Genomic DNA, 24,778 nt, shown 5'->3' on the forward strand with positions numbered 1-24,778 from the left:
ATGGCAAACTCTTTTAAGCTAGAGCTAGTAACTCCATTATCAAAGATATTATCTGAAGAGGTAAACTTTGTTATGCTAAGAACAACAGAGGGAGATATGGGTATATTACCTAATCACTCACCTTTTGTTGCTGGATTAGCTACTGGAGAGATGAAAGTTAGAAATAATGGGCAAGAAAAGTTTTACTATGTTTCAGGTGGATTTGTAGAAATCTCTGATAATGTTGTAACAATTTTAGCAGATGAAGCTATGGATGTTAAAGATATAGATTTAGAAGCTGCAAGAAAAGAAGCTCAAATTGCTAAAGAAAAATTAGAAAAAATAGCTGAGGATATTGATATCGCTAATGTTCAAAAGACATTAACTCAAGCATTAACTAAAGTTAAATTAGCAGAAAAAATGTTATAAAAAATGAACCCCGATTAGAATTTCTAATCGGGGTTTTTTATTAAGATTTTAAATATAAAATAATTATTTTCAATTTTCAAATCAAAGTTAAATCGATGTAGCTCTAGAATTTTTTTAACTAAAGACAATCCAAGGCCACTTCCCTCGGTATTTTTATCTAAAGCATTTTCTCCTCTTTGGAAAGGTTCAAATAAATCAGTAGTTTTTTTATTGACTTCAGTAGTGATAATATTCTTAAAAATAAGAATATTACTTTCTAAAAATATTTCTACATCAGATTCATCGGGAGCATATTTTAACATATTTTGAACTAAATTATTTATAGCAATTTTTAATAAATTATAATCACCGTTTATTTTTATATTTGAAAAGTTAGTAATAACATTAATATTTTTTTCAAATTCAATATAATCAAATTGCTCTAATGAAGTTTTAATCATATTTTCTAAATCTATTTGTTGCGTTGTTAATTTATAATCTGGAGAGTTTATTTTAGAAAGAGTTAATAAACTTTCTGTTAAAGCTCTCATCTCTAAAGATTTTTCAAGCATAGTTTTATAATACTCTTTTTTTCGTTCACTAGGAACGTTATCCCTAGCTAATGCTTGAGAGTATAAACAAAGGACAGAAATAGGTGTCTTTAGCTCATGAGATGCATTAGAAACAAAAAGTTTTAAATTTTCAATAGCAAAAGATAGTTCTTTAGACATTTCATTTAAACTTTGAGCAAGTTCTTCAAGTTCATCACCACTAGACAATTTTATGTTATCAGGATATTCTAATTTCGCAATTTTTTTAGCACTATTTTTTAAATACATGATATTTCTGTTTATTTTTTTAGAAAATATAGATACAAGAATACCACTTACAAATAAAGAGAAAAAAGCAGTAAAAAGATTAAATATAAAAATATCATGAATATGTTTTGCAATAACAGCCATAGAACTTCTAATACTTAACATGTAGCCACTATTTAATTTTTCATAGTAACGAATGAACATAACTCCAGATGTACCATCAACCTCACCTATTTTAAATATAGATTCATTTAATTTTAAAGAGTTATAAATCTTTTTATTATTATTCATATGTGAACGATTATTCTGCATAAAGTTTAAATCAATCTTAACTCCAAAATTATCCTCTGCAAAATATATATAATTATCAAGTTTATCTCTATCATCAATTAGTTTGATAATATTATTTCTAATTTCAATAATACTTTGTTTTTTCCTATAAATATAAAATTTATCCAAGAAAAAAGAGTTGAAAATAAAACTGGTAATTATAGTTAAAAAAACTATCCCTATTGTTAATAGGAATAGTTTTTTAAAGAAGTTAAGTTTTATTGGGAAATTAATCTGTTTTAAAGACATAACCAACTCCTCTTACACTTTTAATATAATTATCACAACTTCCAAGTTTTTTTCTTAACCGTTTTACAATAGTATCTACTGCTCTTTCATCACCAAAAAATTCAAATCCCCAAACTTCATTAAGTAAAGTTTCACGAGAAAAAATTATATTTTGATTTCTTAAAAAAAATTCTAAAAGTTGTGCCTCTCTTCGAGGAAGAATATTACTTTCTTCAGGAGTATCAAGTTTAAATGTATTGAAATCAAAAGTGATATCTCCAATTTTAAAAAATGTGTCATTACTAAGTTTAAATAATTTTTTTAACTTAATAATGAGAAGCTTAGGAGTAAATGGCTTTGTGATATAGTCATCAGCTCCTAATTCAAGTCCTTTAATTTCATCAAATTCACTATCTCTAGCAGTAACCATAATTATAGGTACTTGAGATAATGCCTTCAACTTTTTACAAATCTCCCATCCGTTCATACCAGGAAGATTTATATCTAATAATATAAGATCAGGTTTTTCTTTATAAAAACAATCAATTGCTTCATCACCTCTGTGAGTTATAACAGTTTCAAATCCCTCATTTTTTAAAGAATCTGAAATAACTGTAGCAAGAGATTTTTCATCTTCAACAATAAGAACTTTCTTCATAATTAAAATCCTTAGCTATTTTTGTGTTCAAAAATAACGTCAATAGGAGTACCTTCAAATCCAAAAGACTCTCTTAATTTATTTTCGATATATCTACCATATGAGAAGTGAACTAACTCAGGGTAGTTACAGAAAAGAACAAATCTAGGTGGTGCAGTAGAGATTTGTGTAGCATAATTTATTTTAACTACTCTACCTTTTCTTGTAGGTGGATTATTCATGATAATAGCATCACTGATAACAGTATTTAATAATCCAGTTGAAATTCTCTTGTTGTATTCAGCAAATACAGCTTCTGCATGCTCTAATAACTTAGTTGTTCTTTGCCCTGTTAAAGCTGATACGAATTCGATTGGTGCATAAGATAAGAATGGTAACTCAGCATAAAGCTCTTCTCTCATCTTTTTCATTGTGTCATTTTTCTTATCTGGAATAGTATCCCATTTATTTATAACTATGATAATTGGTTTTTTCTCTTCATAAGCAATACCAGCAATTCTCTTATCTTGCTCAGTTAATCCTTCACTTCCATCAATCATCCAAATACATACATCAGCTCTTTTTATAGTTTTGATAGCTCTTAAAACAGAATAATACTCTAAACTTTCCTCAACTTTAGATTTTCTTCTGATACCAGCAGTATCTATAAGGATATATCTGTTACCATCAAATTCAATAGCCGTATCAATAGCATCTCTAGTAGTACCAGCTATATTACTAACAATAGTTCTTTCTTCTCCTGATAATCTATTAACAAGAGATGACTTTCCAGCATTTGGTCTACCAATAATAGCTAATTTAAGACCTTCTTCCTCTTCATACTCTTCAACTGTTTGATCAATAATATCTACTACTAAATCTAACATATCTCCAAGGTTTACTTTGTGCTCTCCTGAAATAGGAATTAAATGCTCAAATCCTAATCCCCAGAAATCATAAACATCGTCTTGTTGAGCTTGGAAATTATCAATTTTATTAACACAAAGGATAACAGGTTTTTTCTTTTTTCTTAAAAGGTAAGCAACCTCTTCATCTAATGGATTTAAACCATTTTTTCCATCTACAACGAATAAAATAACGTCAGCTTCATTCATAGCAACTTCAGCTTGCTGTTTTATTTTAGTCATCATAAAATCATTATTTCTAGGCTCAAGTCCTCCAGTATCAACTAGAACAAACTCTTTTCCAGCCCACTCAGTTTCTCTATATAGTCTATCTCTTGTAACTCCTGGTTGGTCATCAACGATAGCTACTCTATCTCCAACCAATTTATTAAATAGTGTCGATTTTCCAACATTTGGTCTTCCAACGATTGCAACAATAGGTTTCAATTTTAATACCTCCTAGTTTTATTTGTTTGAGTGATAATATCTTTTTGTTTTTGCTTTTTACCGTTATCCTTTTCAACAAATATTTTTTTATTGTTAAGTGGATTCATTTCAGTATAATACATAAGTGTAGAATAAGTTGATGGAGTAGGAGTAAAAATTTGTACCTGCTCTGGACTTATTTTTAGTTCAGAGGATGCGAATCTTTTTAAATCTAACATATCTTTTTCGTTACACCCAGGGTGAGCAGCAATTAAATAATAAGTTAAAAACTGTTTTTTATCATGTTTTTTATTTAACTCATAAAAACGATTTTTAAACTCTTTTAAGATGCTTTTCCCTTGTTTTCCCATAAGAGAAAGAATTTTATCCTCTGTATGCTCAGGAGCAATTTTCATCTGCCCTGAAATATGGTCTTTGATAAGTTCTTCAAGATATCTATCACCAGATTTGTTATCATCTAAAATCATATCATATCTAATTCCAGATGCAATAAATATTTTTTTAATTTTATCTATTGATTTTAACTTTTTCAAAAGAGAAATTTGTCTAGAATGATCAAGTTTTAAAGCAGGGCAAGTTTCAGGATAAAGACATCTTTTGTGAGAACAAGCTCCATGATTTAATTTCTTAGTACATTCAAGACCATACATATTAGCTGTAGGACCACCTACATCCGATATATTTCCTTTAAATCCTTTTGAATTAGCTATATTTGTAACCTCTTTAACGATAGAGTCTTCACTTCTAGAAATAACTGTTCTTCCTTGATGAACAGCAATTGCACAGAAATTACATTCTCCATAACACCCTCTATGTGTAGTAACAGAGTGTTTTATAGTGTCTAATGCTTTAACATGTCCATCTTTTTTATAATAAGGATGGACATCTCTTTCAAAATCTAACCCATAAATATCGTCCATCTCTTGAGAAGTGAAATTTTCACAAGGAGGATTTTGAATGAAGTATCTATCAGCATTTTTTTGATAAATTCCCTTAGCAGTTATAGGATCACAATTATGATAGAAAAGTTCGAAAGCTTTTACAAAGTTTTCTTTTTTTTCAACACATTCTTCAAAACTTGGAAGAGCTAAATATCCTTCTTTAGGTTCTTTAGAAATGTAACCTATACCTCTAATATTTTTCCAGTCTGTTTTATTTTTTAATGCATTGGCCAATTCAAGCATAGACTTCTCTCCCATACCGTATGAAAGAATATCAGCTTTAGCATCAAAAATAATAGGACGTCTTAACGAGTTACTCCAGTAATCATAATGAACTACTCTTCTAAGACTAGCCTCTATTCCCCCCAATACAATGGGAACAGGACTATTTTTAAAGAAACGACGAATTAGATTTGTATACTGAATAGTAGCTCTATCAGGTCTTTTATTATTAATTCCACCTGGAGTAAAATCGTCACTTTTTCTTCTTTTTTTTACAGCAGTATAGTTAGCAACCATTGAATCTACACAACCAGCAGAAACTGCCCAATATAAATTGGGAGTTCCTAATCTAGTTATGTCTTTATCAGAATTAATATCTGGTTGAGCGATTACTCCTACTTTAAAACCATGCTTAACTAACCATTTACCGATAATAGCAGTACCATTATAAGAAGTATCTAAATAGGTATCTCCAGATACAAGTATTATATCTAAAGAGTCCCAACCTAATTTTTTAACCTCTTCCATTGTAGTAGGTAGAAACATTTAAAATCACACTCCTTGAGAAGCAGCCATTAAGAAAGGAACAACTTGTTTCTTTCTAGATACAACACCATCAACCCATGCTGTATTATTAGTTAAAGTTGTATGGAATCCTCTTTCAACAAGCGTTGGCTCACCAACAACAAGTAGCATAGATCCAGCTTTAACGATATCTGTAATAACTAATACAGATAATTGATAATCATTTTTAGCATTTGTTTCAGCCATTGCTTTTTCAAGAGAAGCTTGTTGATCTAATACACCTTTAACGTCAACAGTATTAACTTGAGAAATAGCTAACTTTACACCATTCATAGAAAACTCTTTTTGATCCATAGTTAAAATCTCTTCAGGAGTTTTATCAGAAAGAGACGTACCAGCAATAAGCATATCCATACCAAAAGCCTCGTAGTTTTCTATACCAGATATAGCAGCTAGTTCTTTTACAACTTGGATATCTTTTTCTGTACAAGTAGGTGATTTAAATAGTAGTGTATCAGATAAAATAGCACTTAACATTAAACCAGCAATCTCTTTTGGTGGTACAATACCAGCTTCTTTATATAAACCGTAAATAATTGTACAAGTACATCCAACAGTTTCAGCATTTATTTTAACAGGTTCGTTTGTTTCAAAGTTTCCGAACTTGTGATGATCAACAACTTGAATTATTTTAGCATCCTTTAAACCAGCAACTGATTGAGCAGCTTCATTATGATCAACTAAAACAACATTTTTTCTAGTAAAGTTGATTAAGTTTTTTGTTCTTATAGTACCATAAACTTCTCCATTTTTATCAACAACTGGGAAGTTTGTTTGTGTAGATTCCTTCATAATATCTTTAATATCAATTAAATAATCATCTGTAGAGAATGAATAGAATTTTTCATGATTCATTATTGATAAAATTGAAACTGATTGAGATATTAATGGTATTGTTTTAAATAAAGATTTATTAACTCTTAAAATAGGAGTTTTAGAATCTCTAGGTAAAATAACATCATCTTTATCACAACAAAGAATAATCATATTAACACCTAAATCGATTAAATCATCGATAGAGTCAAGTAGTGTTGTAGTAATAACGATATCACCAGCTGCGATGTTTCTATACTCACTTACACCTTTTAAGCTAGCTTCTATTTTACCAGAAGGATATTCTCCACTGATAACTTCTCCTTCTAAAACATCTTTTAAATTTTCGTAAGTTGTGTAGTATTTAGAAAACAATTCAGAATAATCAATGTTTAAGTAAGCATTAGCAATATCTGAAACATGAATCATTCCTCTTAGGTGATTCTTACTATTAACAACAGGTAAGCTAGAGAAGTTTTCTTCTGTCATTATCTCTAAAGCTCTTTTTAATGAATCTTTATGATTAATAGTTTTCTTTTCAACACGAGTTAAATCTGATATTTGAGCACTTACTGTTGAAAGTAGTTTTGGTGCATCTATATTAAAGCTTTTTAAAACAAATTCAGTTTCCTTACTAATGTTCCCTAATCTACAAGCTTGAGCAGACTCTCCTTTTAATTCTTTTAGTCTAGCTAATGAAATAGCTGAGCAGATTGAATCTGTATCTGGATTTCTGTGTCCAAAAATTAAAATTGGTTCCATGTAAAATACTCTCCTTTTTCTTTATAAGTCTATTTATTATTTTATCATTTTTTTGAAAATAGAACAACAAAATCTTTACTTTTCTTATAAAAAAACATAAATATTAAATAGAGTGTAGTAGAATCTGGAAAATATACTGTTATTGTGATAAAATATATTAAAAGTTTTTTGAAAATTCAAAAGAGGTGAAGTTATGAAATTAGTGGATACACATTGTCATTTAGATAATGAAAAATTCGATGAAGATAGATTAGAAGTAATAGAAAGAATAAAAGAAAATTTAGAGTTTTGTGTAAATATAGGATATGACTTAGCTAGTTCTAAAAAAAGCTTAGAGTTAGCCAAAGAATATGATTTTATATATGCTGTAATAGGAGTTCATCCAATTGATATAGCTGAGTATAGCGAAGAGGTTGAAAAAGAACTTGAAATCTTAGGAAAGAATCCAAAGGTTGTAGCTATTGGTGAAATAGGATTAGATTATCATTGGATGACAGAACCTAAAGAGGTTCAACAAGAAAGATTTAAAAGACAACTAGAGCTTGCAGAAAGATTAAATAAACCGGTTGTTATCCATACAAGAGATGCTATGGAAGATACTGTTAATATTTTAAAAGAGTATCCAAACATAACAGGAGTTATTCATTGTTATCCAGGATCTTTAGAAACAGCAAAGCAATTGATTGATAGATTTTACTTAGGAATTGGTGGAACTTTAACTTTTAAAAATAGCAAAAAAGCAGTTGAAGTTGTAAAAGATATTCCTTTAGATAGAATAGTTATTGAAACTGATTGTCCATATTTAACTCCAGAACCTTTTAGAGGAAAAAGAAATGAACCTATTTATGTTGAATATGTAGCAAAGAAAATAGCTGAAATAAAAGAGATTAGCGTTGAAGATATTACAAAAGTAACTACAGAAAATGCTAAGAAGTTATATAGAATAGGTTAGAATATGGCTATGAAATTTATAGGAATAGGAAATGATATTGTAGAAATAGAAAGAATATCAAAAGCTATTGAAAAAAATGGTTTTAAAGAGAGAGTCTTTACATCAAAGGAGATAGCCCAAATACAGGAAAAAGGAGATAAAGCAGAAAGTTATGCAGGAAGGTTTTCGGCTAAAGAAGCTATATCTAAAGCTTTAGGAACTGGAGTAAGAGGGTTTAATCTTGTGGATATAGAGATTTTAAATAACTCTTTAGGAAAACCTGAGGTAACTTTAAAAGGGAATTTAGAAAATAAAAACGATAGATTTATAGTAGAGATATCAATATCTCATTGTAAAGAGTATGCAACAGCTGTTGCAATAATAATGGAAAGAGAGGTAAAATGAAAGAGTTTTATCAAGAATTAGATAATTATATAGAGAATTTAGAAGATAAAAAAAACGATTATAAGGTTTTATCTTTTGTTGTAGATGAGTTAGGATATTTACCAGATGAAGTTTTGAATTATATAGCTAAAAAAATGGATATTTTTCCATTTTCATTAGAAAGTACAATAAAATTTTATCCTAAGTTACAAAAGGCAAGAACTAAAAATTATGTTCAAATTTGTACAGGAAGAAATTGTATTCAACCTGGTTTAAAAGAAAAACTAGCAGAATTAAAATCAGAAGTTGATTTTCCAATAGAGGAGAGGCACTGTTTAGGACGATGTGGAAAGGGAAGAGCTCTAAAGATTAATGAAGAGTATTATTCGTATAAAACATTAGAAGAATTAGAAAAGTTATTATTAAATTTAAAGTAAATATTAGGAGGAGTTTTTAATGGATATTTTGGAATTAAAAAGAGAATATAACCAGTTTAAAAATCAAATAGATGCTATAAGGGGGTCTCTTTGACTTAGATGGTAGAAGAGAAAAGATTGCCACTTTAGAGAAAAAAACACTAGAGGATGGGTTTTGGAATGATAAACTTACTAGTGGAAAAATAATAAAAGAGATGAACGAAGAAAAAGATATTGTAAAAGAGTTTGAATCTATAGAAAATATGTTTTTTGATGAGGAAGTTTTAATAGACTTTGTTTCTATGGGAGAAGAAGATTTTGCTGATGAGTTAGAGGAAAAGCATAATAAACTTATGCATATGATTGATAACTTTGATACTAAGATGCTTTTAGATGGAGAATATGATAGCAATAACGCTATAGTTACAATTCACTCAGGAGCAGGAGGAACAGAGGCTTGTGACTGGGCTGATATGCTTTATAGAATGTATATGAGATGGTTTAATACTAGAGGATTTAAAGTTACAGAGATGGATTATATGGCAGGAGATTCTGTTGGAATAAAATCAATCACTCTTCTAGTTGAAGGAACAAGAGCATATGGGTATTTAAAAGGAGAAAAGGGAGTTCATAGACTTGTAAGAATATCACCTTTTGATGCTAACAAAAAAAGACATACATCATTTGCATCTGTTGATATAATGCCAGAAGTTGATGATACAGTGGAGATAACAATAGATTCAGGAGATTTAAGAATAGACACATATAGAGCTTCAGGAGCTGGAGGTCAGCACGTAAATATGACTGACTCAGCAGTTAGAATAACTCATATTCCAACGGGAGTAGTTGTAACTTGTCAAAGGGAAAGATCTCAGTTAAGTAATAGAGAGACAGCTATGAAACTTTTAAAATCAAAACTTTTAGAGCTTGAGATGAAGAAAAAAGAGGAAGAATTGAAAAAAATTCAAGGAGAACAAAGTGATATAGGTTGGGGAAATCAAATTAGATCGTATGTATTCCAACCTTATACAATGGTGAAAGATCATAGAACAGGAGTAGAGTCAGGAAACATAAGAGCTGTTATGGATGGAGACATTGACGACTTTATAAATGGATATCTGAGATGGTCAAAAAATAAAAACTAGTAAGTAATCTTGAAATTATTATCTATATGGATTATAATATAGGGTACAAATTACAAAAAAGGGAGAGATTATAATGGAAAGAAGAGTAAGAACAAGAATCGCGCCTTCTCCAACAGGAGATCCACACGTAGGAACAGCTTACATTGCGTTATTCAACTTAGCTTTTGCTTATAAAAATGGTGGAGACTTTATATTAAGAATAGAGGATACTGACCAAAATAGATACACAGAGGGATCAGAGCAAATGATATTCGATGCTTTAAAATGGCTAGGATTAGATTATGCAGAAGGTCCAGATGTAGGAGGACCAGTAGGACCTTATAGACAGTCTGAGAGATTCCACTTATATGGAGAGTACGCACATAAATTAGTTGAAAAAGGTGAAGCATATTACTGCTTCTGTACTCAAGATAGATTAGAAAAGTTAAGAGAAAGACAAAAAGCTATGGGAAAAGCTCCTGGATATGATGGTCATTGTAGATCTCTTTCTAAAGAGGAAATTGAGGCTAAGTTAGCAGCTGGTGAAGAGTATGTAATCAGACTTAAAATGCCTTATGAGGGAGAAACAATAATAAAAGATAGACTAAGAGGAGATATCGTTTTTGAAAATAATAAAATAGATGATCAAGTTTTATTAAAAGGAGATGGGTTCCCAACTTATCACTTAGCAAACGTTGTAGATGATTACTTAATGAATATTACTCATGTAATTAGAGCTGAAGAGTGGATTGCATCTACACCAAAACATATTCAATTATATAAAGCGTTTGGATGGCAAGAGCCAGAATTTATACATATGCCACTTCTTAGAAACTCTGATAGAACAAAGATATCTAAGAGAAAAAATCCAGTATCACTAAACTGGTATAGAGAAGAAGGGTATCTAAAAGAGGGTATCGTAAACTTCTTAGGATTAATGGGATATTCATTTGGAGAAAATAAAGAGATCTTTACACTTCAAGAGTTTAAAGATAACTTTGATATAGACAAAGTATCTTTAGGAGGACCTGTATTTGACTTAGTTAAATTAGGTTGGGTAAATAATCAACATATGAGAATGAAAGATTTAAAAGAGTTAACAGAATTAGCTGTTCCATTCTTTAGAAATGCAGGATTAATTGGTGAAGAGTTAACAGAGAAAGAGTTTGATACTTTATCTAGAGTAGTTGATATCTTAAGAGAGGGAGCTCAAACTATAAAGGAAATTGTAGATCAATCAGAAGTTTATTTTAAAGATGAGTATACTTTACCAGTTGTAACTGAAGAGACAGATAAAAAAGAAGTAAAAGGAATTGAAAGACTTTATACAGTTATTCAAGATGAAACTGGAAAGAAATCAATAAACCTATTCCAAGAGAAAATAGCGGCATGTGATGAGGCTATTTCTATTGATAGAGCTAAAGAATTATTAAAAGAAACTTTAGACGAAGTTGGAGAGGGACCAGGAAAGGTATATATGCCTTTAAGAGCAGTATTAACTGGACTTCCAAAAGGAGCAGATCTTTATAACCTAGTTTCTATTATTGGTAGAGATAGAACTTTAGCAAGAATAGAGAGAATGAAAAAATTATATAACATTTAATGAATAGTGGAGTTTTTTAACTCCACTTTTTTTAGCAAAAAATAAAAGAAAAATCCAAATAGAAAGTAATTACTAATATAATTATTTGGAAATACTGGAAGTATAGGAGGGCATTATGAAAAATCATATTTTACTTGGCAAACTATTAATGAATGCCTTTAAAATTTTAGGAAAAGCACAAAATGAGATTGAAAATGATTTGAAAAATTTTAAGTTTACAAAAGAGTTAGAAATAGATTTTAAAAATATAAATTTTAAAGAGTCATTTAAAAAGAATTTTTTTACACTATTAATAATATCAATTCTTTTAGAGAGTAAAGTTTCAAAAAAGCATATTGTTAGTTATAGTAAAATAATAACGTATTTAAGACAGATAGTGACCTCGACTGATAATATTATAGATAATGAGAATAAGGGGTTAATATTTATAAAAAATTTAAAAAATAAAACAGTATCAAATAGTTTAATAATGTTGACCTGCCAAAATTTTTTAACAAAAGAATGTTTAGAATTAAATGAAGGAAAAGATTTAGCGGTGAAGAAAATATTTGACAAAATATATCTTATTGCCTTGAGTGAAAGTTTAAGAGATAAAGCTCAATATCTAGAATATCCAACTGAGAAATATATTTTGGAAAAAATTCATAGTGGAATAGGTGGAGAGTTATTGAAGATAAGTTTAGAAGCACCTTTAGCAATTGAAGAGAATATAAAATTAAAAGAGTATTCAAACGGAATATTTGAAATAGGGATGGCTTTACAAGCTTTAGATGATTTTTTTGACATAGAAGAAGATGAAGAAAGTGGAAAAATAAATCTTTTAAAATCAGCATTACTTTATAGTGAGAAAGGTGAAGAAGTCGTAAGAGAAGAGTATCTAAAAAAAGTATCAGAAAATGCGTATAATGGGTTTAAAATTTTAGAAGATAATGAGTTTCCAATTAATAAGAAGGAAGCTAAAAAAGTCTTGAAGAAACTTTTCGAATTAAGAGGTTTAAAAGAATATGTATCTATTTTAGATTAAGGAGGAAGGATGAAAAAATATTTTATAATCTTATTTTTAGTCATAGTTAGTCAGCTTTTTTCTAAAGATCCGTATATTGGATATTGGGAGATGCCAGATGGAAAAGTAATAATTCAGATTGAAAAAGTAAACAAAGAGTATGTAGGATATGTAAGATGGTTAAAAGATTTAACTTATCCAGCAGGTGACCCTATGGAAGGGATTGAACAGATAGATAGAAAAAATCCTAATTCAAGTTTAAGAAATAGAAAAATTATGGATTTACAAGTTGTTGGAGGTTTAAAATTAAATAAACAAGGAACTTCATTAGTAGATGGGTGGATATATGATTCTTGGAATGGAAAAAAGTATTATGGTTCAGCTAAAGTTATTGATGATAATACATTAAGTTTAAAAGGATCAATTGATCCTTGGGGAGTTTTAGGTTATTCTATGAAAGTTAAAAGAGTACAACTACCAAAATAAAAGTAGGTGAAAAAATGGAGATAAAAAGATTAAGCATAAAGAATTGGCAGAATATTACCTATTTGAATATTGAGTTTGAAAAATTATTAATATTAATTGGTGAATCCAATAAAGGTAAAACTAGTATTTTAAAAAGTCTTTCAGCTATCTTAGGAAAATATGAGATTCAAAATAGTGATTTTAAAAATGAAAATATGGAAATAGAGATAAAAATAAAATATTTTGAAAAAACTTCAGGTTTTTGTACTTTTAAATTATTAAAGAGATTAGGAGAAGAGAGCAAATATTTTATTTTAAATCATGGAAAAGAAAAAGAATTGAGATTTGATGAGGTTAAAAATAAACTTTTCACAATAAATGGAATAATAATTACATCTAAAGATGTAGGAGTCTATAATGCGTTATGCCAAATAAGAGATATTTTTATTTTGGAAAATAATGAGAGTAAAATAGTAAAAGAACTAGAAAGTAAAATTCAATATTTAAAAGATAATTTTTTATCTCAAAGCTTACAAAGGAAAGTATTATTTAGTTTTTTTAAAAATATCTTGGATGATATTGAATACTATAGAAATAATTTAAATGGAAGATTGGAGAATCTTTTTTTAATATTTGAAGAACCTGAATTACATTTAAGTCCTCAAAGAAGTAGAGAGATGTATTCTTTGTTAATTAAATTATCAGAGATTGGAGTCCAAATAGTTATGGAAACTCACTCAAGTTATTTTGTTGGATTGAAGCAGTATAAATCAATTTGTCTAATAAAAAAAATAAAAAATGACATAAAAGTTTATCAATATACTGGAAAACTTTTAAATGGTGATGAAATAAAAAATTTTAATATGAATTATTGGATAAACCCGGATAGGGGAGAGATGTTTTTTGCCAAAAAAGTAATATTAGTTGAAGGACAAACAGATAAAATAGCACTATCTTACTTAGCTAAAAAACTAGGGATTTATAATTATAATTATTCAATAGTAGAATGTGGAAGTAAAAGTATTATTCCGCAATTTATAAAAATTTTAAATGCATATAAGATACCATATGTTGCAGTTTATGATAAGGATAATCACAAGTGGAGAAATGAGACTGAAATAGAAAATTCTAATATGAAAAATAAAAAAATAAAAGGACTTATAAATAAATATATAGGTGATTATATAGAGTTTGAAAATGATATTGAGGAAGAGGTTTATCAAGAAGAAAGAGAAAGAAAAAATTATAAAAATAAACCATACTATACTCTCCAAAAGATAAGTGAAGATGAATACAAAATTCCTTTGAAATTAGAAGAAAAAATAAAAAGAATATATAAATAAAGATAGAGATTAAAAAACTCTATCTTTTTTATAAAATATCAATTAAAAGCTTTATAAACATTGAAAATATTTAATAAAATTATAAGGATAATAGAAATATTGAATATCTTTTCAATATATTCATTTGATAATCGATGATTAAGTTTTGCTCCAATAAGTCCTCCAAGAATACCACCTATAACCATTAAAGGTAACATTTCTAAATTATAAATAGAAAATCCTGTTCCAATAGAGATTAAAAACAGCTTTGAAAATTGAGATAATAAAATTATAAATACAGAGCTAATAGCAGCATTTCTAGTAGGAAAAGAAAATAACATAATTAAAATAGCTACATTAATTGGTCCGCCTCCAATGCCAAGAAATGAAGCTATTCCACCGAGAGAAAGTCCAACTAAAAATATAATAAAAATATTTTTAATTTTATATTTTGGAAGATAGTCTTTAAGCAAAACTAAACTTAAAAGTACTATTAAAATTAAAGCTTGAATTCCTTTTCCAAAACTTTCATTTTTAAAAAGAGTTAAAAAAATATCAAAAGATTTTTTTCCAATACCCCCTCCCAGAATAGATCCGATAGCTAAAATAATTGTATTAAAGTCAGCTTTAAATCCAGATTTAAATTGTTTAATAGTAGCTACAAGTGCCATGGAAAAAACTGTAACAGAAGATAGAACTCCTACTGTAGAAAGATTATAGTCTCCTAAAGCATCAAGAACAGGCTTAATAATTACTCCCCCACCAAGTCCAGCTAAAGATCCTAAAGTTGTAGCACAAATAGCAGTTATAAAATAAATAAAAAACATGAGACCTCCTAAGATGTTAAAGTGAATATATTTAAAAAATGAAAATACCAAGTAAAGATGTCAGTAGTAAAATAATTATAGGATTGATTTTAGAAATATATTTAGTTCCTAAAAAAACAATAAGAAAAATAAAAGTTGCCTTGATTCCTTGAGAGTAATCATTTACAAAAAAAGTTGGTTTAGCAATAATTATTCCAGCAAAAGATATAAGAGCTAGAGTAACAGGTTTCACGCCTCTAAAGAATAAGTCTTTTTTAGGATTATCTTTTATTTTATAAAAAATGCTAGCTACAATGAGGATAACTATAAAAGAGGGCAAGGCAGAACTAAAGGTAGCTACAAAAGCTCCAGGAATTCCAGCAACCTGATGTCCAACAAAAGTTGCTGTATTAATAGCGATAGGACCAGGTGTAACTTGAGATATTGCAATAATATCTAAAAATTGTTGTTCTGTTAACCAATTTTGTCTAAAAACTACATCTTGCATAAGAGGAAGCATTGCCAACCCACCACCAAAAGAGAAAAGTCCTATTTTAAAAAATTCATAAAAAAGTGTAAAGTATATCATCTGTCCCCCTTAATAGTGAAAAATATAATGCAACCAATTCCAAAAAATAGAATTAAGAATATAGGTGATACATTAAACAGAACTAAACTTAACAGAGATATAAAAAATATAGAATAACTTAATTTATCAACTAAAGTATTTTTAGAAAGTTTAATAACAGAAGATAAAATAAGTGCAGCAATTCCTGCTCTTAGACCAATAAATAGTTTTTGCATTACAGGATTTAGAAAACTTTTGGCAAAAAATGCAGAAATTATAATAATAACTAAAAGAGAAGGACCAACAACTCCTAAAGTAGCAGCAATAGAACCTAAAACACCCATACGTTTTTTTCCAATAAAAGTAGCTGCATTAATAGCAATAGGACCAGGTGTCATTTGTGAAATAGAGATTATTTCAAGAAGCTCATCTTTATCAATCCATTTTTTTCCATAAATCATTTCTCTCTCTATAAGTGGAATCATGGCGTATCCACCTCCGAAGGTAAACATTCCAATCTTAAAAAAAGTAAGAAAAAGTTCTAACATAAAAACCCCCTTAATTGAAATAAAAGCAGAGGAAGACCTCTGCTTTTTATATTTGTTAATTATACATTGTACATGTCTTTAATTTTAGCTTGTAACTCTTCATCAGCTATATAATCGTCATATTCCATTAACTTATCAATAATTCCACTTGGAGTTATTTCGATTATTCTGTTAGCTACAGTTTGGATAAACTCATGGTCATGAGCTCCAAATAATATAGTTCCTTTAAAATTAGTTAAAGCCTTGTTAAGAGACGTAATTGACTCAAGGTCTAAGTGGTCAGTAGGGTTATCAAAGATTAAAACATTTGCATTAGTAAGCATCATTCTTGATAACATACATCTAACTTTTTCTCCTCCAGAAAGAACTTTAGCTTTTTTAGTAGCTTCTTCTCCAGAGAATAACATTCTTCCTAAGAATCCTCTAACAAAAGCATCGTGTTGATCAGGAGAATATTGTCTTAACCAATCAATTAAATCTAAATCGCAGTTCTCAAAGAATGCAGAGTTATCTTTAGGCATATATGCTTGAGTAGTTGTAACTCCCCATGTATAAGTTCCACTATCTGCTTCCATTTCACCAGATAATATAGAGAATAAAGTTGTTTTAACAATATCATTTTGAGAAATGAATACAACTTTATCATTTGTATTTATTGTAAATGATACGTTATCTAAGATCTTAACTCCATCGATAACTTTTGTAAGATTTTCAACTTTAAGAAGATTGTTTCCAGCGTCTCTTTCAGGTTTGAATTCAACAAATGGATATTTTCTATTAGATATTTGCATATCTTCAAGTTGTAATTTCTCAAGTTGTTTCTTTCTAGATGTTGCTTGCTTTGATTTAGATGCGTTAGCACTGAATCTAGCAATGAACTCTTGAAGTTCCTGTCTCTTTTGATCTAATTTTTTATTCTTATTATTTATTAATGTTTGCATTAATTGGTTAGACTCATACCAGAAGTCATAGTTTCCAACATACATTTTAACTTTTCCATAGTCGATATCAGCTATGTGAGTACAAACTTTATTTAAGAAGTGTCTATCGTGAGATACAACAATAACAGTAGTATCTTCTAAATTCATTAAGAACTCCTCAAGCCAAGCTATAGCTTGAATATCAAGTCCGTTTGTAGGCTCGTCAAGTAATAGAACATCAGGATTTCCAAATAAAGCTTGAGCTAGTAAAACTTTAACTTTATCAGGTTCGCTTAACTCTCTCATTAATTTATAGTGTAAGTCAGCTGTTATTCCAAGACCTGTTAAAAGCATCTCAGCTTCAGTTTCAGCTTCCCATCCATTTAACTCAGCAAACTCTCCTTCAAGTTCAGCAGCTCTCATACCATCTTCATCAGAAAATTCAGTTTTAGCATAAATTTCATTTCTCTCTTCAATTATTTTCCAAAGCTTAGTATGTCCCATTAAAACAACGTTTATAACTGACTCATCTTCATGAGCAAAGTGATCCTGTTTAAGAACAGCCATTCTTTTATTTTTATCAAAGATTACTTCTCCCTCAGTAGGATCTAAATCCCCTGAAAGTATTTTTACAAATGTTGATTTTCCAGCACCGTTAGCTCCAATAAGTCCATAACAGTTTCCAGGAGTAAATTTAACGTTTACATCCTCGAAAAGCTTTCTACCAGAAAATCTCATACTTAGATTACTAGTTGCTATCATTTAAAAACTTCCTCCTAAATATTTATAATATAAATTTAAATTTTGAACACATATCTCAAATATTATATCATGAATTTTAAGAATAGGAAATATAATATATTTTCTTTTTTTTTAAATTATGTTAGAATATTCTATAAAATTTGTGTAAGAAAGAGAGGAAAAAGAGTGAATTTATTTACTCCTTTAGATATAAAAAATAAGAGGTTAAAAAACAGAGTTGTTTTACCACCTCTAGTAAGATTTTCTATGGTAGGAAAAGATGGGTATGTAACGGAGGGTCTTTTAGAGTGGTATAAAGATGTTGCAGAAGGTGGTACAGGATTAATTATTGTTGAAGCCAGTTGTGTAGCAGAAGATGGAAAATTAAGAGATAACCAAATAGGAATATGGGATGATTCTTTTATTGAAGGATTGTCAAAAGTAGCTAATATTGGTAAAAAATATGATGTTCCAATGCTAATTCAAATTCATCACGCAGGATTTAAAGATGAAGTGGCAAGAGTTTCAGAAGAAGTTTTAGATAAAATTTTAGACCAATTCGTAGAAGCGTTTAAAAGAGCAAAAAAAGCAGGATTCGATGGAGTTGAAATACATGGAGCTCACACATACTTGATATCTCAATTAAACTCTAGATTGTGGAATATCAGAGATGATAAATATGGAGGATCTTTTGAAAAAAGAATGTATTTTACAAAAACTTTAGTTGAAAGAACAAAGGAGTTATTTGATGATAACTTTATATTAGGCTATAGAATGGGAGGAAATGAGCCTGAATTAGAAGATGGAATAGCAATAGCAAAATATTTAGAAAATATAGGAGTTGATTTAATCCACGTATCTTCAGGTGTTCCAAATCCAGAAAAAAAACAAGAAGTAAAAATAGATATTCCTAAAAATTTTCCATTTGATTGGGTGATTTATTTAGGAGTTGAAATAAAAAAGCATGTTAATATTCCTGTAATAGGTGTAAGAAATATTAAAAGTGAAGAACAAGCAAGTACGTTGATAGAAAATGGAATGTTAGATCTTGTAGCAATAGGTAGAGGAATGATAGCAAGACCTAATTGGGTAGAGTTTGCTAAAAAAGAGTATTATAAAAGAACAGGAAAAATGGTGAAGTAATGATTATAAAAAGTTTAGATATATTTTGTGAAATTATCGATAATTTTGGAGACATTGGAGTAGTGTATAGACTTGCAAAAGAGTTAAAAACTTTTTATAATGATAATGTTAAAATAAGAGTTATTTTAAATAGAGTAAATGAATTTGTGAATATGAATAAAAAAGCGAAAGATACAGACTATCAAGAGATAGATGGAATTATTTATATGACAAATGAATATTTAGCTAAAAATATATGTACATTTTCTCCTGCAAATGTTATAATAGAGGCCTTTGGATGTAACATTTTAGAGACGTATTTGGAAAAAGCTAAACTAGAATCATCGCTATTAATAAATCTGGAGTATTTGTCTGGGGAAGATTGGATAGAAGGGATACACCTTATGGAGTCACCTCTTGGAGCTGAAAAATTAAAGAAATTTTTCTTTATGCCAGGATTTACAGAAAAAAGTGGTGGAGTAATAGTAGATAAGTTGTTTTTAAATAGAAAAAAAAGTGTTTTAGAAAATAAAAAGTTTTATTTAGAGAAATATATACCCGAAATAGATGAAAGTTATTTTTTGGGAACGATATTTAGTTATGAAAAAAACTTTTTACCATTAATAGATGTCTTGTTAGAAAATGGTAAGCAAAATTGCTTATTAATACTTGGTGAAAAATCTCAAATGAGTATAAATAAGATAATTGAAAATTTAAATTTCACTTATTCAAATGAAGGAATTTATAAATATAAAAACATTCTAATTAAATTTATGCCATTTTTAGAACAAGAGGAATATGAAGAATTGATAAATTTAGCAGATTATAATTTTGTTAGAGGAGAGGATTCTTTTGTAAGAGCTTTACTAACGGGAAAACCCTTTGTATGGCACATATATTTACAAGATGAAATGGCTCATATGGATAAGATTGATGGTTTTATAAAAAGATATGATGAAACTTTAAAAAGTTTAGAATTAAATAAAGGATTAGATATTCACACAAAGCTATTAAGAGATTATAATTTAAGAGATAGTAACTCTTTAGAGTTGGGAAATGAAAAATTTGATGATTTTTTTAAAGAGTTTGAAAATATTTCAAAACTTTCTCAAAGCTACTCAGAGTACATTGAATTAAAATGTAATCTTATAGATAAATTAAATGAATTTATTTTAAAATATTAGGAGGTTCAATTATGAAAACTGCTCAAGAATTAAGAGCTGGAAGTACAGTAAAGATTGGAAACGATCCTTACGTAATTTTAAAAGCAGAGTATAACAAATCAGGAAGAAACGCTGCTGTAATGAAGTACAAAATGAAAAACTTATTAAACGGAAATATATCAGATGCTATATATAAAGCTGATGATAAAATGGACGATATCAGACTTGATAAAGTTAAAGCTGTTTACTCATATAACGATGGAGATTTCTATGTATTCTCAAATCCTGAGACTTGGGATCAAATCGAGTTAAAAGATGAGGATTTAGGAGACGCTTTAAACTATTTAGAAGAAGGAATGGAATTAGAGGTAGTTTATTACGAATCAACTCCAGTTGCTGTTGAGTTACCAACTTTCGTTGAGAGACAAGTAACTTATACTGAGCCTGGATTAAGAGGAGATACTTCTGGAAAAGTAATGAAACCAGCTAAAATAAATACTGGATTCGAAATTCAAGTACCTTTATTCGTTGAGCAAGATGAGTGGATCAAGATTGATACAAGATCTAACGAATATGTAGAGAGAATTAAAAAGTAATAAAAATTAGGTTGAAGATTATATCTTCAACCTTTTTTTATTTAATAGAAAAATATTCAAAAAAAAAATGCCACAAGGGATAACAAGAGTAATCTTATACCCGTATTAAATACCTTAGTGCTGCTTCCTTCCAGATCTGACACGGTTCGATAATAATACGCCATAAGGCTCCTGCCACCACACTTGTGACATATGTAATTATATCATTAAATAAATAAAAATACAAGTAAAAAAATTAGAAAATATTTTTAAAAAAATTTTTGATTCTATTCTTTTTTTCTTTAAGATTATTTTCATATTTATTTTTTAATTGATTTTCTAAAAAAACACTAAAAAGTTCTCGATTATTTATTAAAGTTCTCTTAACTTCATTTGGAATTGAAGTTTTGATTGTAACAATATCTGTATTATTAGAAAAATGATTAGTGATAGATAAAGTATGATAGTTATTTTCGGTTAATTTTATAAGCTCTTCAAGAATATTTTTTTTAATATCATCTAATTTAGGAGAGTTTAAAATAAAGTCTTTATTTAATTTAATCTTATCAATAGTAGTTGTACCATCAATTTTAAGATTTTCTCCAGAAATAGATATTAATTGTTCACTAGATAAAGTACCATTTGAAATATAGTTATTTACTTTATAGAAAGAATCAACATTAAAATTAGAAAGACTAATATAAATATTACCAACTAAAGTATGTGTATTAATATCTCCATAAACTTTACCGCTTCCATTTTCATGTGCTAAGGATATATTCAAAGGTAAAGAGATATTTTTAGATAAATCAGTATTAAAATCTTTAAAAGAACCATTAAAATCTATTTTTGATATTTTTCCAGAAAAAGATATATTTTCGATAAAAATATTTGTATTTTTTTCTAAATTACTATGACTTTTTATTTTTAATAAAAAATCCTTTGTTTTTTTAGAAAAATTATTAATTTGTTCTTTAAGTTCAATGTTGAACTCTTTTTGTATAATTACATCAATATAATCAGTATTTTGAATTAAAAAATTTATTAAATTATTAGACAGAGTTTTAGAAAAATTATCTTTATTAAAACTAGAGCTAAAAAATTTAGATAAATTTTTGTCAAACTGTATTTTATTGTCAATTTCTTTAAGAAATTCAGTAGTTTTTTCATTTGAATTATTTGTATTGGTAAGGGATGAAGATATCAAGTTATTATTAAAGCTAATTCCATTAAGAGTTAAATTATTAATAGTAAAGTTATTTTTAGATTTTAAAAAATTTTTGAAGTCCATTTTACATTCAATTTTTTCAATTGAAATATTATATTCAATTAAAGATAAGTTTTTTAATTCAAAAGAGTTATTAAAAAAACTAAAATTAGCTTTTTTAATAGTTACTTCTTGTTTAAAAGAAGTTGAAAGTTGTTTTGTGATAATATTTTTAAAATATATATTTTTTCCAAAAAAAAGAATAATTAAAAATATTAAAATACTAGATATAATAACTAGCATTTTGTTTTTCATAAAATCCTCCTAAAATATTAAAGGCAAGAAATAAATTTCCTGCCTTTAAATAATTTTTTTTGATTATAGTGCTAATCCACCACTAACTTCAATTGTTTGTCCAGTAATGTATGAAGACTCATCACTTGCTAAAAATAATACAGTATTAGCAATATCTTCAGGCATTCCTAATTTTCCTAAAGCTGTTCTCTCAAGCATTCCATTGATAACATCTTCTGGTAAAACATCAGTCATTGGAGTAGAGATAAATCCAGGAGCAACACAGTTAGCTCTAACTTGAGCACCTTTTCTAGCTAATTCTTTAGCCCATGTTTTAGTCATTGCGATAACTCCACCTTTAGTAGCAGCGTAGTTAGCTTGACCAATGTTCCCATATAAACCTACAACAGATGATATAGTAACAATTGAGCCCTTTTTATTTTTAGTCATTAAAGGAGCAACAGCTTGAGTCATATTGAAAACTCCTTTTAAGTTAACGTTAATTACAGCATCCCAAGCATCTTCACTCATTCTTACAAATGGTGCATCTTTAGTAATACCTGCATTGTTAACAAGAATATCGATTCTACCAAATTCATCTTTTATTTTTTTTACTAATTCTTTAATAGCATCTCTATCAGTTACATTTAAAATTTCATGTCTAACATTAGTTTGTTCAAAAGTAGCTTCACCCATATCACACGATATAACTAATTCAGCACCTTCAGAAGCTAACTTCTCAACTATAGTTCTTCCAATTCCTCTAGCACTTCCAGTAACTAAAGCAATTTTTCCTTCTATTCTATTCATATAGATCCTCCTATAAAATACATGTGTCATTTAATAGTATAATCATTTTAAAAAAATGTCAATAATTTCCTGAAAAAATTAGTGAGATGTTCCCATTTTGAATAGAGTTTCGTTTAATTTATCAGCTTGTTTTTCTGGAAGTAAAAGAACTAAAACATCACCAGCAAGAATTTTACTACTCCCTTTAGGAATATATTCAGTTTCTCCTCTTCTGATGGCAACAACAAGAGTATTTTTAGGCCAAGTAACATCTCTTATTAATTTCTCATCAAATTCAGATTCTGCAGAAACAGGAATGCAAATTAGAGTTTTTTCGTGATGCTCGTGACGATCTTCTTCTAAATCATCCTCAATTTTTTTCTTAGGCATTCTATCGTATAAGATTTCATAAATAGGTTCTAATTTTAGAATATCTGTAATATAGTATGCTACAATAGAAACTGTTGCAATTGCTAAAAGATGATCAAAGCTACCAGTCATTTCTAAAATTAGAATAACTCCGGTTATAGGAGCTCTAACAACAGCAACAAAAAATCCAGCCATTCCCAAAATCATATAGTGAATAACAAAATCACTATGAAGATTAAAAGTTGTTATAAGCGTTAGTGCATAGATTTTTCCAAGAATAGCACCTAAAACAAGCATTGGTAAAAATATACCACCTTGAAATCCAGTTGCATACGATATTGTTGTAAACAATAGCTTAACAACAAAAACTAATAAAAGAAATAGTATTGTTTGATTAAGGTGAGGCAACTCTTCAACTAAATGATGTCCACCACCAGTTATATCTGGCATAATAAAACATATAATAAATGATAACGTCATAACAGATGATATTTTAATAGATCTTGGAAGTTTGATATCTTTGAAAATATCTTGTGTTTTAACCAAAGAAACAGTAAAAAGTTTTCCAAAAAATGCAATAACAATCCCAAAAACTATAAAAAATAAAAATTGAAAATAAGGATTAACATCTGTAGGGTATTTAACATTTAAATTAAAAGATGGATCCATTCCAAATATTCTTCTAGCTACGAAATTAGAACAAATGCTAGCTAGGAATGTACAGATAATAAGTTTAGAAGAAAAGAAACGGTGAAGTTCTTCCATACTAAAAACAACTCCAGCTAATGGTGCGCCAAAGGCTCCAGCTAAACCAGCACTTGAACCAGCTGTTACAAGATATTTTTCATCAGTATAATTTCTTTTGAAAATTTTAGTAAATCCATATCCAATATACGATCCTAATTGTACTGAAGGTCCTTCTCTACCTAAAGATAAACCAGCTCCAATACCAAGCAAACCACCAAAGAATTTAACTAAAAGTTCTTTTATCCAAAAGATATAATCTAGTTTTCTTAAAATTAAAGCTTTAACTTGTGGAATACCACTTCCACCTGTTGTAGGAAATTTTCTAGATAAATAATCTACAAAAAGACCTATAACGATAAAAATTCCCCATATTAAAAGAAGTTTAGAGGGATTTGTAAGAAATTCCCTACTAATATAGTGTTCTCTGAGATTACCGGCAACTCCTAAACCATACCTATAGATAGATACGATAACTCCAGTAATAACACCTACAAGAAGAGAGAGACCATACAGACCTCTATTTCCTTTTTGGAGAAGTTCAACATGATTTTTGATTTCTCTTTTTCTGCTCATAAAAATCTCCTTGATGACATATTGTACTACTTG

Annotated in this window: 24 protein-coding genes and 1 other RNA gene; 12 read left to right on the top strand and 13 right to left on the bottom strand. The window is 28.5% G+C overall.

The genetic code is table 11. The features are described 5' to 3' along the window. The gene (locus MKD34_RS02790; RefSeq protein WP_023051171.1) at window positions 1–408 is read left to right on the top strand and encodes a F0F1 ATP synthase subunit epsilon; all 408 of its coding nucleotides are present in this window, start codon (window positions 1–3) and stop codon (window positions 406–408) included. A 23-nt stretch (window positions 409–431) separates the two neighbouring features. On the opposite strand, the gene MKD34_RS02795 is transcribed toward MKD34_RS02790, so the two are convergent. Genes MKD34_RS02795 through MKD34_RS02815 form a run of 5 tightly spaced genes read right to left on the bottom strand, consistent with a single transcriptional unit; the run spans window position 432 to window position 7,075 of the window. After that, window positions 432–1,784: a HAMP domain-containing sensor histidine kinase gene (locus tag MKD34_RS02795; protein WP_240219625.1), complete on the bottom strand. Its 1,353-nt coding sequence runs from the start codon at window positions 1,782–1,784 to the stop codon at window positions 432–434. After that, on the bottom strand, window positions 1,765–2,421 hold the full coding sequence (locus tag MKD34_RS02800; RefSeq protein ID WP_023051169.1) for a response regulator transcription factor: 657 nt from the start codon (window positions 2,419–2,421) through the stop codon (window positions 1,765–1,767). Before MKD34_RS02800 ends, MKD34_RS02795 begins: the two co-directional genes overlap by 20 nt. Window positions 2,422–2,432: 11 nt before the next feature. After that, window positions 2,433–3,752, bottom strand: coding sequence for a ribosome biogenesis GTPase Der (gene der / locus MKD34_RS02805; RefSeq protein ID WP_023051168.1), 1,320 nt, complete (start codon window positions 3,750–3,752; stop codon window positions 2,433–2,435). 2 nt (window positions 3,753–3,754) lie between these two features. Next, window positions 3,755–5,461 (bottom strand): YgiQ family radical SAM protein, encoded by a 1,707-nt coding sequence (locus MKD34_RS02810; protein WP_240219626.1) that lies wholly within the window; start codon window positions 5,459–5,461, stop codon window positions 3,755–3,757. Between the two features lie 6 nt (window positions 5,462–5,467). Then, window positions 5,468–7,075, bottom strand: coding sequence for a putative manganese-dependent inorganic diphosphatase (locus tag MKD34_RS02815; protein WP_023051166.1), 1,608 nt, complete (start codon window positions 7,073–7,075; stop codon window positions 5,468–5,470). Window positions 7,076–7,268: 193 nt separating this feature from the next. On the opposite strand from MKD34_RS02815, the gene MKD34_RS02820 reads away from it, so the two are divergent. From MKD34_RS02820 to MKD34_RS02855, 8 genes are all read left to right on the top strand, one after another. Next, window positions 7,269–8,027, top strand: a complete 759-nt coding sequence (locus tag MKD34_RS02820) for a TatD family hydrolase (RefSeq protein ID WP_240219627.1) — start codon at window positions 7,269–7,271, stop codon at window positions 8,025–8,027. Window positions 8,028–8,036: 9 nt separating this feature from the next. Continuing rightward, window positions 8,037–8,411, top strand: coding sequence for a holo-ACP synthase (gene acpS, locus MKD34_RS02825; RefSeq protein ID WP_240220050.1), 375 nt, complete (start codon window positions 8,037–8,039; stop codon window positions 8,409–8,411). After that, window positions 8,408–8,827, top strand: a complete 420-nt coding sequence (locus tag MKD34_RS02830; protein WP_240219628.1) for an NAD(P)H-dependent oxidoreductase subunit E — start codon at window positions 8,408–8,410, stop codon at window positions 8,825–8,827. The genes acpS and MKD34_RS02830 overlap by 4 nt, the downstream gene beginning before the upstream one ends. A gap of 19 nt (window positions 8,828–8,846) precedes the next feature. After that, window positions 8,847–9,951 (top strand): peptide chain release factor 2 gene (gene prfB, locus MKD34_RS02835; RefSeq protein WP_185891789.1). Its coding sequence is split into 2 segments (ribosomal slippage): window positions 8,847–8,918 and window positions 8,920–9,951, totalling 1,104 coding nucleotides; the frame shifts between segments, so codons are not numbered across the junction. A gap of 73 nt (window positions 9,952–10,024) precedes the next feature. Further along, on the top strand, window positions 10,025–11,533 hold the full coding sequence (gltX, locus tag MKD34_RS02840) for a glutamate--tRNA ligase (protein WP_185891787.1): 1,509 nt from the start codon (window positions 10,025–10,027) through the stop codon (window positions 11,531–11,533). 115 nt (window positions 11,534–11,648) lie between these two features. Further along, a complete protein-coding gene (locus tag MKD34_RS02845; RefSeq protein WP_240219629.1) occupies window positions 11,649–12,557 on the top strand; it encodes a hypothetical protein in 909 nt (302 codons plus the stop codon). A gap of 9 nt (window positions 12,558–12,566) precedes the next feature. Beyond that, window positions 12,567–13,022, top strand: coding sequence for a DUF2147 domain-containing protein (locus tag MKD34_RS02850; RefSeq protein WP_240219630.1), 456 nt, complete (start codon window positions 12,567–12,569; stop codon window positions 13,020–13,022). A 14-nt stretch (window positions 13,023–13,036) separates the two neighbouring features. Next, a complete protein-coding gene (locus tag MKD34_RS02855) occupies window positions 13,037–14,344 on the top strand; it encodes an ATP-dependent nuclease (protein WP_240219631.1) in 1,308 nt (435 codons plus the stop codon). Window positions 14,345–14,382: 38 nt separating this feature from the next. On the opposite strand, the gene MKD34_RS02860 is transcribed toward MKD34_RS02855, so the two are convergent. Genes MKD34_RS02860 through MKD34_RS02875 form a run of 4 tightly spaced genes read right to left on the bottom strand, consistent with a single transcriptional unit; the run spans window position 14,383 to window position 17,927 of the window. Continuing rightward, window positions 14,383–15,150, bottom strand: coding sequence for a sulfite exporter TauE/SafE family protein (locus MKD34_RS02860; RefSeq protein WP_240219632.1), 768 nt, complete (start codon window positions 15,148–15,150; stop codon window positions 14,383–14,385). A gap of 31 nt (window positions 15,151–15,181) precedes the next feature. Next, window positions 15,182–15,718 (bottom strand): chromate transporter, encoded by a 537-nt coding sequence (locus MKD34_RS02865; RefSeq protein WP_240219633.1) that lies wholly within the window; start codon window positions 15,716–15,718, stop codon window positions 15,182–15,184. Then, window positions 15,715–16,245, bottom strand: a complete 531-nt coding sequence (locus MKD34_RS02870; protein WP_023051155.1) for a chromate transporter — start codon at window positions 16,243–16,245, stop codon at window positions 15,715–15,717. The genes MKD34_RS02865 and MKD34_RS02870 overlap by 4 nt, the downstream gene beginning before the upstream one ends. Window positions 16,246–16,304: 59 nt before the next feature. Beyond that, window positions 16,305–17,927, bottom strand: coding sequence for an ABC-F family ATP-binding cassette domain-containing protein (locus MKD34_RS02875; RefSeq protein ID WP_240219634.1), 1,623 nt, complete (start codon window positions 17,925–17,927; stop codon window positions 16,305–16,307). Between the two features lie 165 nt (window positions 17,928–18,092). Here MKD34_RS02875 and MKD34_RS02880 point away from each other — a divergent pair, with 165 nt between their 5' ends. The 3 genes from MKD34_RS02880 to efp are packed head-to-tail and all read left to right on the top strand — an operon-like array spanning window position 18,093 to window position 20,787. Further along, entirely contained in the window at window positions 18,093–19,049 is a 957-nt protein-coding gene (locus MKD34_RS02880; protein WP_240219635.1) for an NADH:flavin oxidoreductase, read from the top strand. After that, window positions 19,049–20,212, top strand: a complete 1,164-nt coding sequence (gene earP, locus MKD34_RS02885) for an elongation factor P maturation arginine rhamnosyltransferase EarP (RefSeq protein ID WP_240219636.1) — start codon at window positions 19,049–19,051, stop codon at window positions 20,210–20,212. The genes MKD34_RS02880 and earP overlap by 1 nt, the downstream gene beginning before the upstream one ends. Window positions 20,213–20,223: 11 nt before the next feature. Next, the gene (efp, locus tag MKD34_RS02890) at window positions 20,224–20,787 is read left to right on the top strand and encodes an elongation factor P (protein WP_023051151.1); all 564 of its coding nucleotides are present in this window, start codon (window positions 20,224–20,226) and stop codon (window positions 20,785–20,787) included. 77 nt (window positions 20,788–20,864) lie between these two features. Here the strand turns inward: efp and ffs are convergent. From ffs to MKD34_RS02910, 4 genes are all read right to left on the bottom strand, one after another. Next, window positions 20,865–20,964: signal recognition particle sRNA small type (gene ffs, locus MKD34_RS02895), an RNA gene on the bottom strand. A gap of 58 nt (window positions 20,965–21,022) precedes the next feature. Beyond that, on the bottom strand, window positions 21,023–22,288 hold the full coding sequence (locus tag MKD34_RS02900; protein ID WP_240219637.1) for a hypothetical protein: 1,266 nt from the start codon (window positions 22,286–22,288) through the stop codon (window positions 21,023–21,025). Window positions 22,289–22,351: 63 nt separating this feature from the next. Then, the gene (fabG, locus tag MKD34_RS02905; protein WP_023051817.1) at window positions 22,352–23,077 is read right to left on the bottom strand and encodes a 3-oxoacyl-[acyl-carrier-protein] reductase; all 726 of its coding nucleotides are present in this window, start codon (window positions 23,075–23,077) and stop codon (window positions 22,352–22,354) included. Between the two features lie 78 nt (window positions 23,078–23,155). Further along, window positions 23,156–24,745: a ClC family H(+)/Cl(-) exchange transporter gene (locus MKD34_RS02910; protein WP_240219638.1), complete on the bottom strand. Its 1,590-nt coding sequence runs from the start codon at window positions 24,743–24,745 to the stop codon at window positions 23,156–23,158. Window positions 24,746–24,778: the final 33 nt, after the last annotated feature.

Origin of the sequence: Cetobacterium somerae, from assembly GCF_022430525.1 — a bacterium.
Taxonomy (GTDB): domain Bacteria; phylum Fusobacteriota; class Fusobacteriia; order Fusobacteriales; family Fusobacteriaceae; genus Cetobacterium_A.

Excerpts from the sequence above, each read along its gene's own strand:
- MKD34_RS02790 (WP_023051171.1), top strand. The coding sequence starts at position 1 with ATGGCAAACTCTTTTAAGCTAGAGCTAGTAACTCCATTATCAAAGATA.
- MKD34_RS02795 (WP_240219625.1), bottom strand. The coding sequence starts at position 1,784 with ATGTCTTTAAAACAGATTAATTTCCCAATAAAACTTAACTTCTTTAAA.
- MKD34_RS02800 (WP_023051169.1), bottom strand. The coding sequence starts at position 2,421 with ATGAAGAAAGTTCTTATTGTTGAAGATGAAAAATCTCTTGCTACAGTT.
- MKD34_RS02810 (WP_240219626.1), bottom strand. The coding sequence starts at position 5,461 with ATGTTTCTACCTACTACAATGGAAGAGGTTAAAAAATTAGGTTGGGAC.
- MKD34_RS02815 (WP_023051166.1), bottom strand. The coding sequence starts at position 7,075 with ATGGAACCAATTTTAATTTTTGGACACAGAAATCCAGATACAGATTCA.
- MKD34_RS02820 (WP_240219627.1), top strand. The coding sequence starts at position 7,269 with ATGAAATTAGTGGATACACATTGTCATTTAGATAATGAAAAATTCGAT.
- acpS (WP_240220050.1), top strand. The coding sequence starts at position 8,037 with ATGAAATTTATAGGAATAGGAAATGATATTGTAGAAATAGAAAGAATA.
- MKD34_RS02830 (WP_240219628.1), top strand. The coding sequence starts at position 8,408 with ATGAAAGAGTTTTATCAAGAATTAGATAATTATATAGAGAATTTAGAA.
- gltX (WP_185891787.1), top strand. The coding sequence starts at position 10,025 with ATGGAAAGAAGAGTAAGAACAAGAATCGCGCCTTCTCCAACAGGAGAT.
- MKD34_RS02845 (WP_240219629.1), top strand. The coding sequence starts at position 11,649 with ATGAAAAATCATATTTTACTTGGCAAACTATTAATGAATGCCTTTAAA.
- MKD34_RS02850 (WP_240219630.1), top strand. The coding sequence starts at position 12,567 with ATGAAAAAATATTTTATAATCTTATTTTTAGTCATAGTTAGTCAGCTT.
- MKD34_RS02855 (WP_240219631.1), top strand. The coding sequence starts at position 13,037 with ATGGAGATAAAAAGATTAAGCATAAAGAATTGGCAGAATATTACCTAT.
- MKD34_RS02860 (WP_240219632.1), bottom strand. The coding sequence starts at position 15,150 with ATGTTTTTTATTTATTTTATAACTGCTATTTGTGCTACAACTTTAGGA.
- MKD34_RS02865 (WP_240219633.1), bottom strand. The coding sequence starts at position 15,718 with ATGATATACTTTACACTTTTTTATGAATTTTTTAAAATAGGACTTTTC.
- MKD34_RS02870 (WP_023051155.1), bottom strand. The coding sequence starts at position 16,245 with ATGTTAGAACTTTTTCTTACTTTTTTTAAGATTGGAATGTTTACCTTC.
- MKD34_RS02875 (WP_240219634.1), bottom strand. The coding sequence starts at position 17,927 with ATGATAGCAACTAGTAATCTAAGTATGAGATTTTCTGGTAGAAAGCTT.
- earP (WP_240219636.1), top strand. The coding sequence starts at position 19,049 with ATGATTATAAAAAGTTTAGATATATTTTGTGAAATTATCGATAATTTT.
- efp (WP_023051151.1), top strand. The coding sequence starts at position 20,224 with ATGAAAACTGCTCAAGAATTAAGAGCTGGAAGTACAGTAAAGATTGGA.
- MKD34_RS02900 (WP_240219637.1), bottom strand. The coding sequence starts at position 22,288 with ATGAAAAACAAAATGCTAGTTATTATATCTAGTATTTTAATATTTTTA.
- fabG (WP_023051817.1), bottom strand. The coding sequence starts at position 23,077 with ATGAATAGAATAGAAGGAAAAATTGCTTTAGTTACTGGAAGTGCTAGA.
- MKD34_RS02910 (WP_240219638.1), bottom strand. The coding sequence starts at position 24,745 with ATGAGCAGAAAAAGAGAAATCAAAAATCATGTTGAACTTCTCCAAAAA.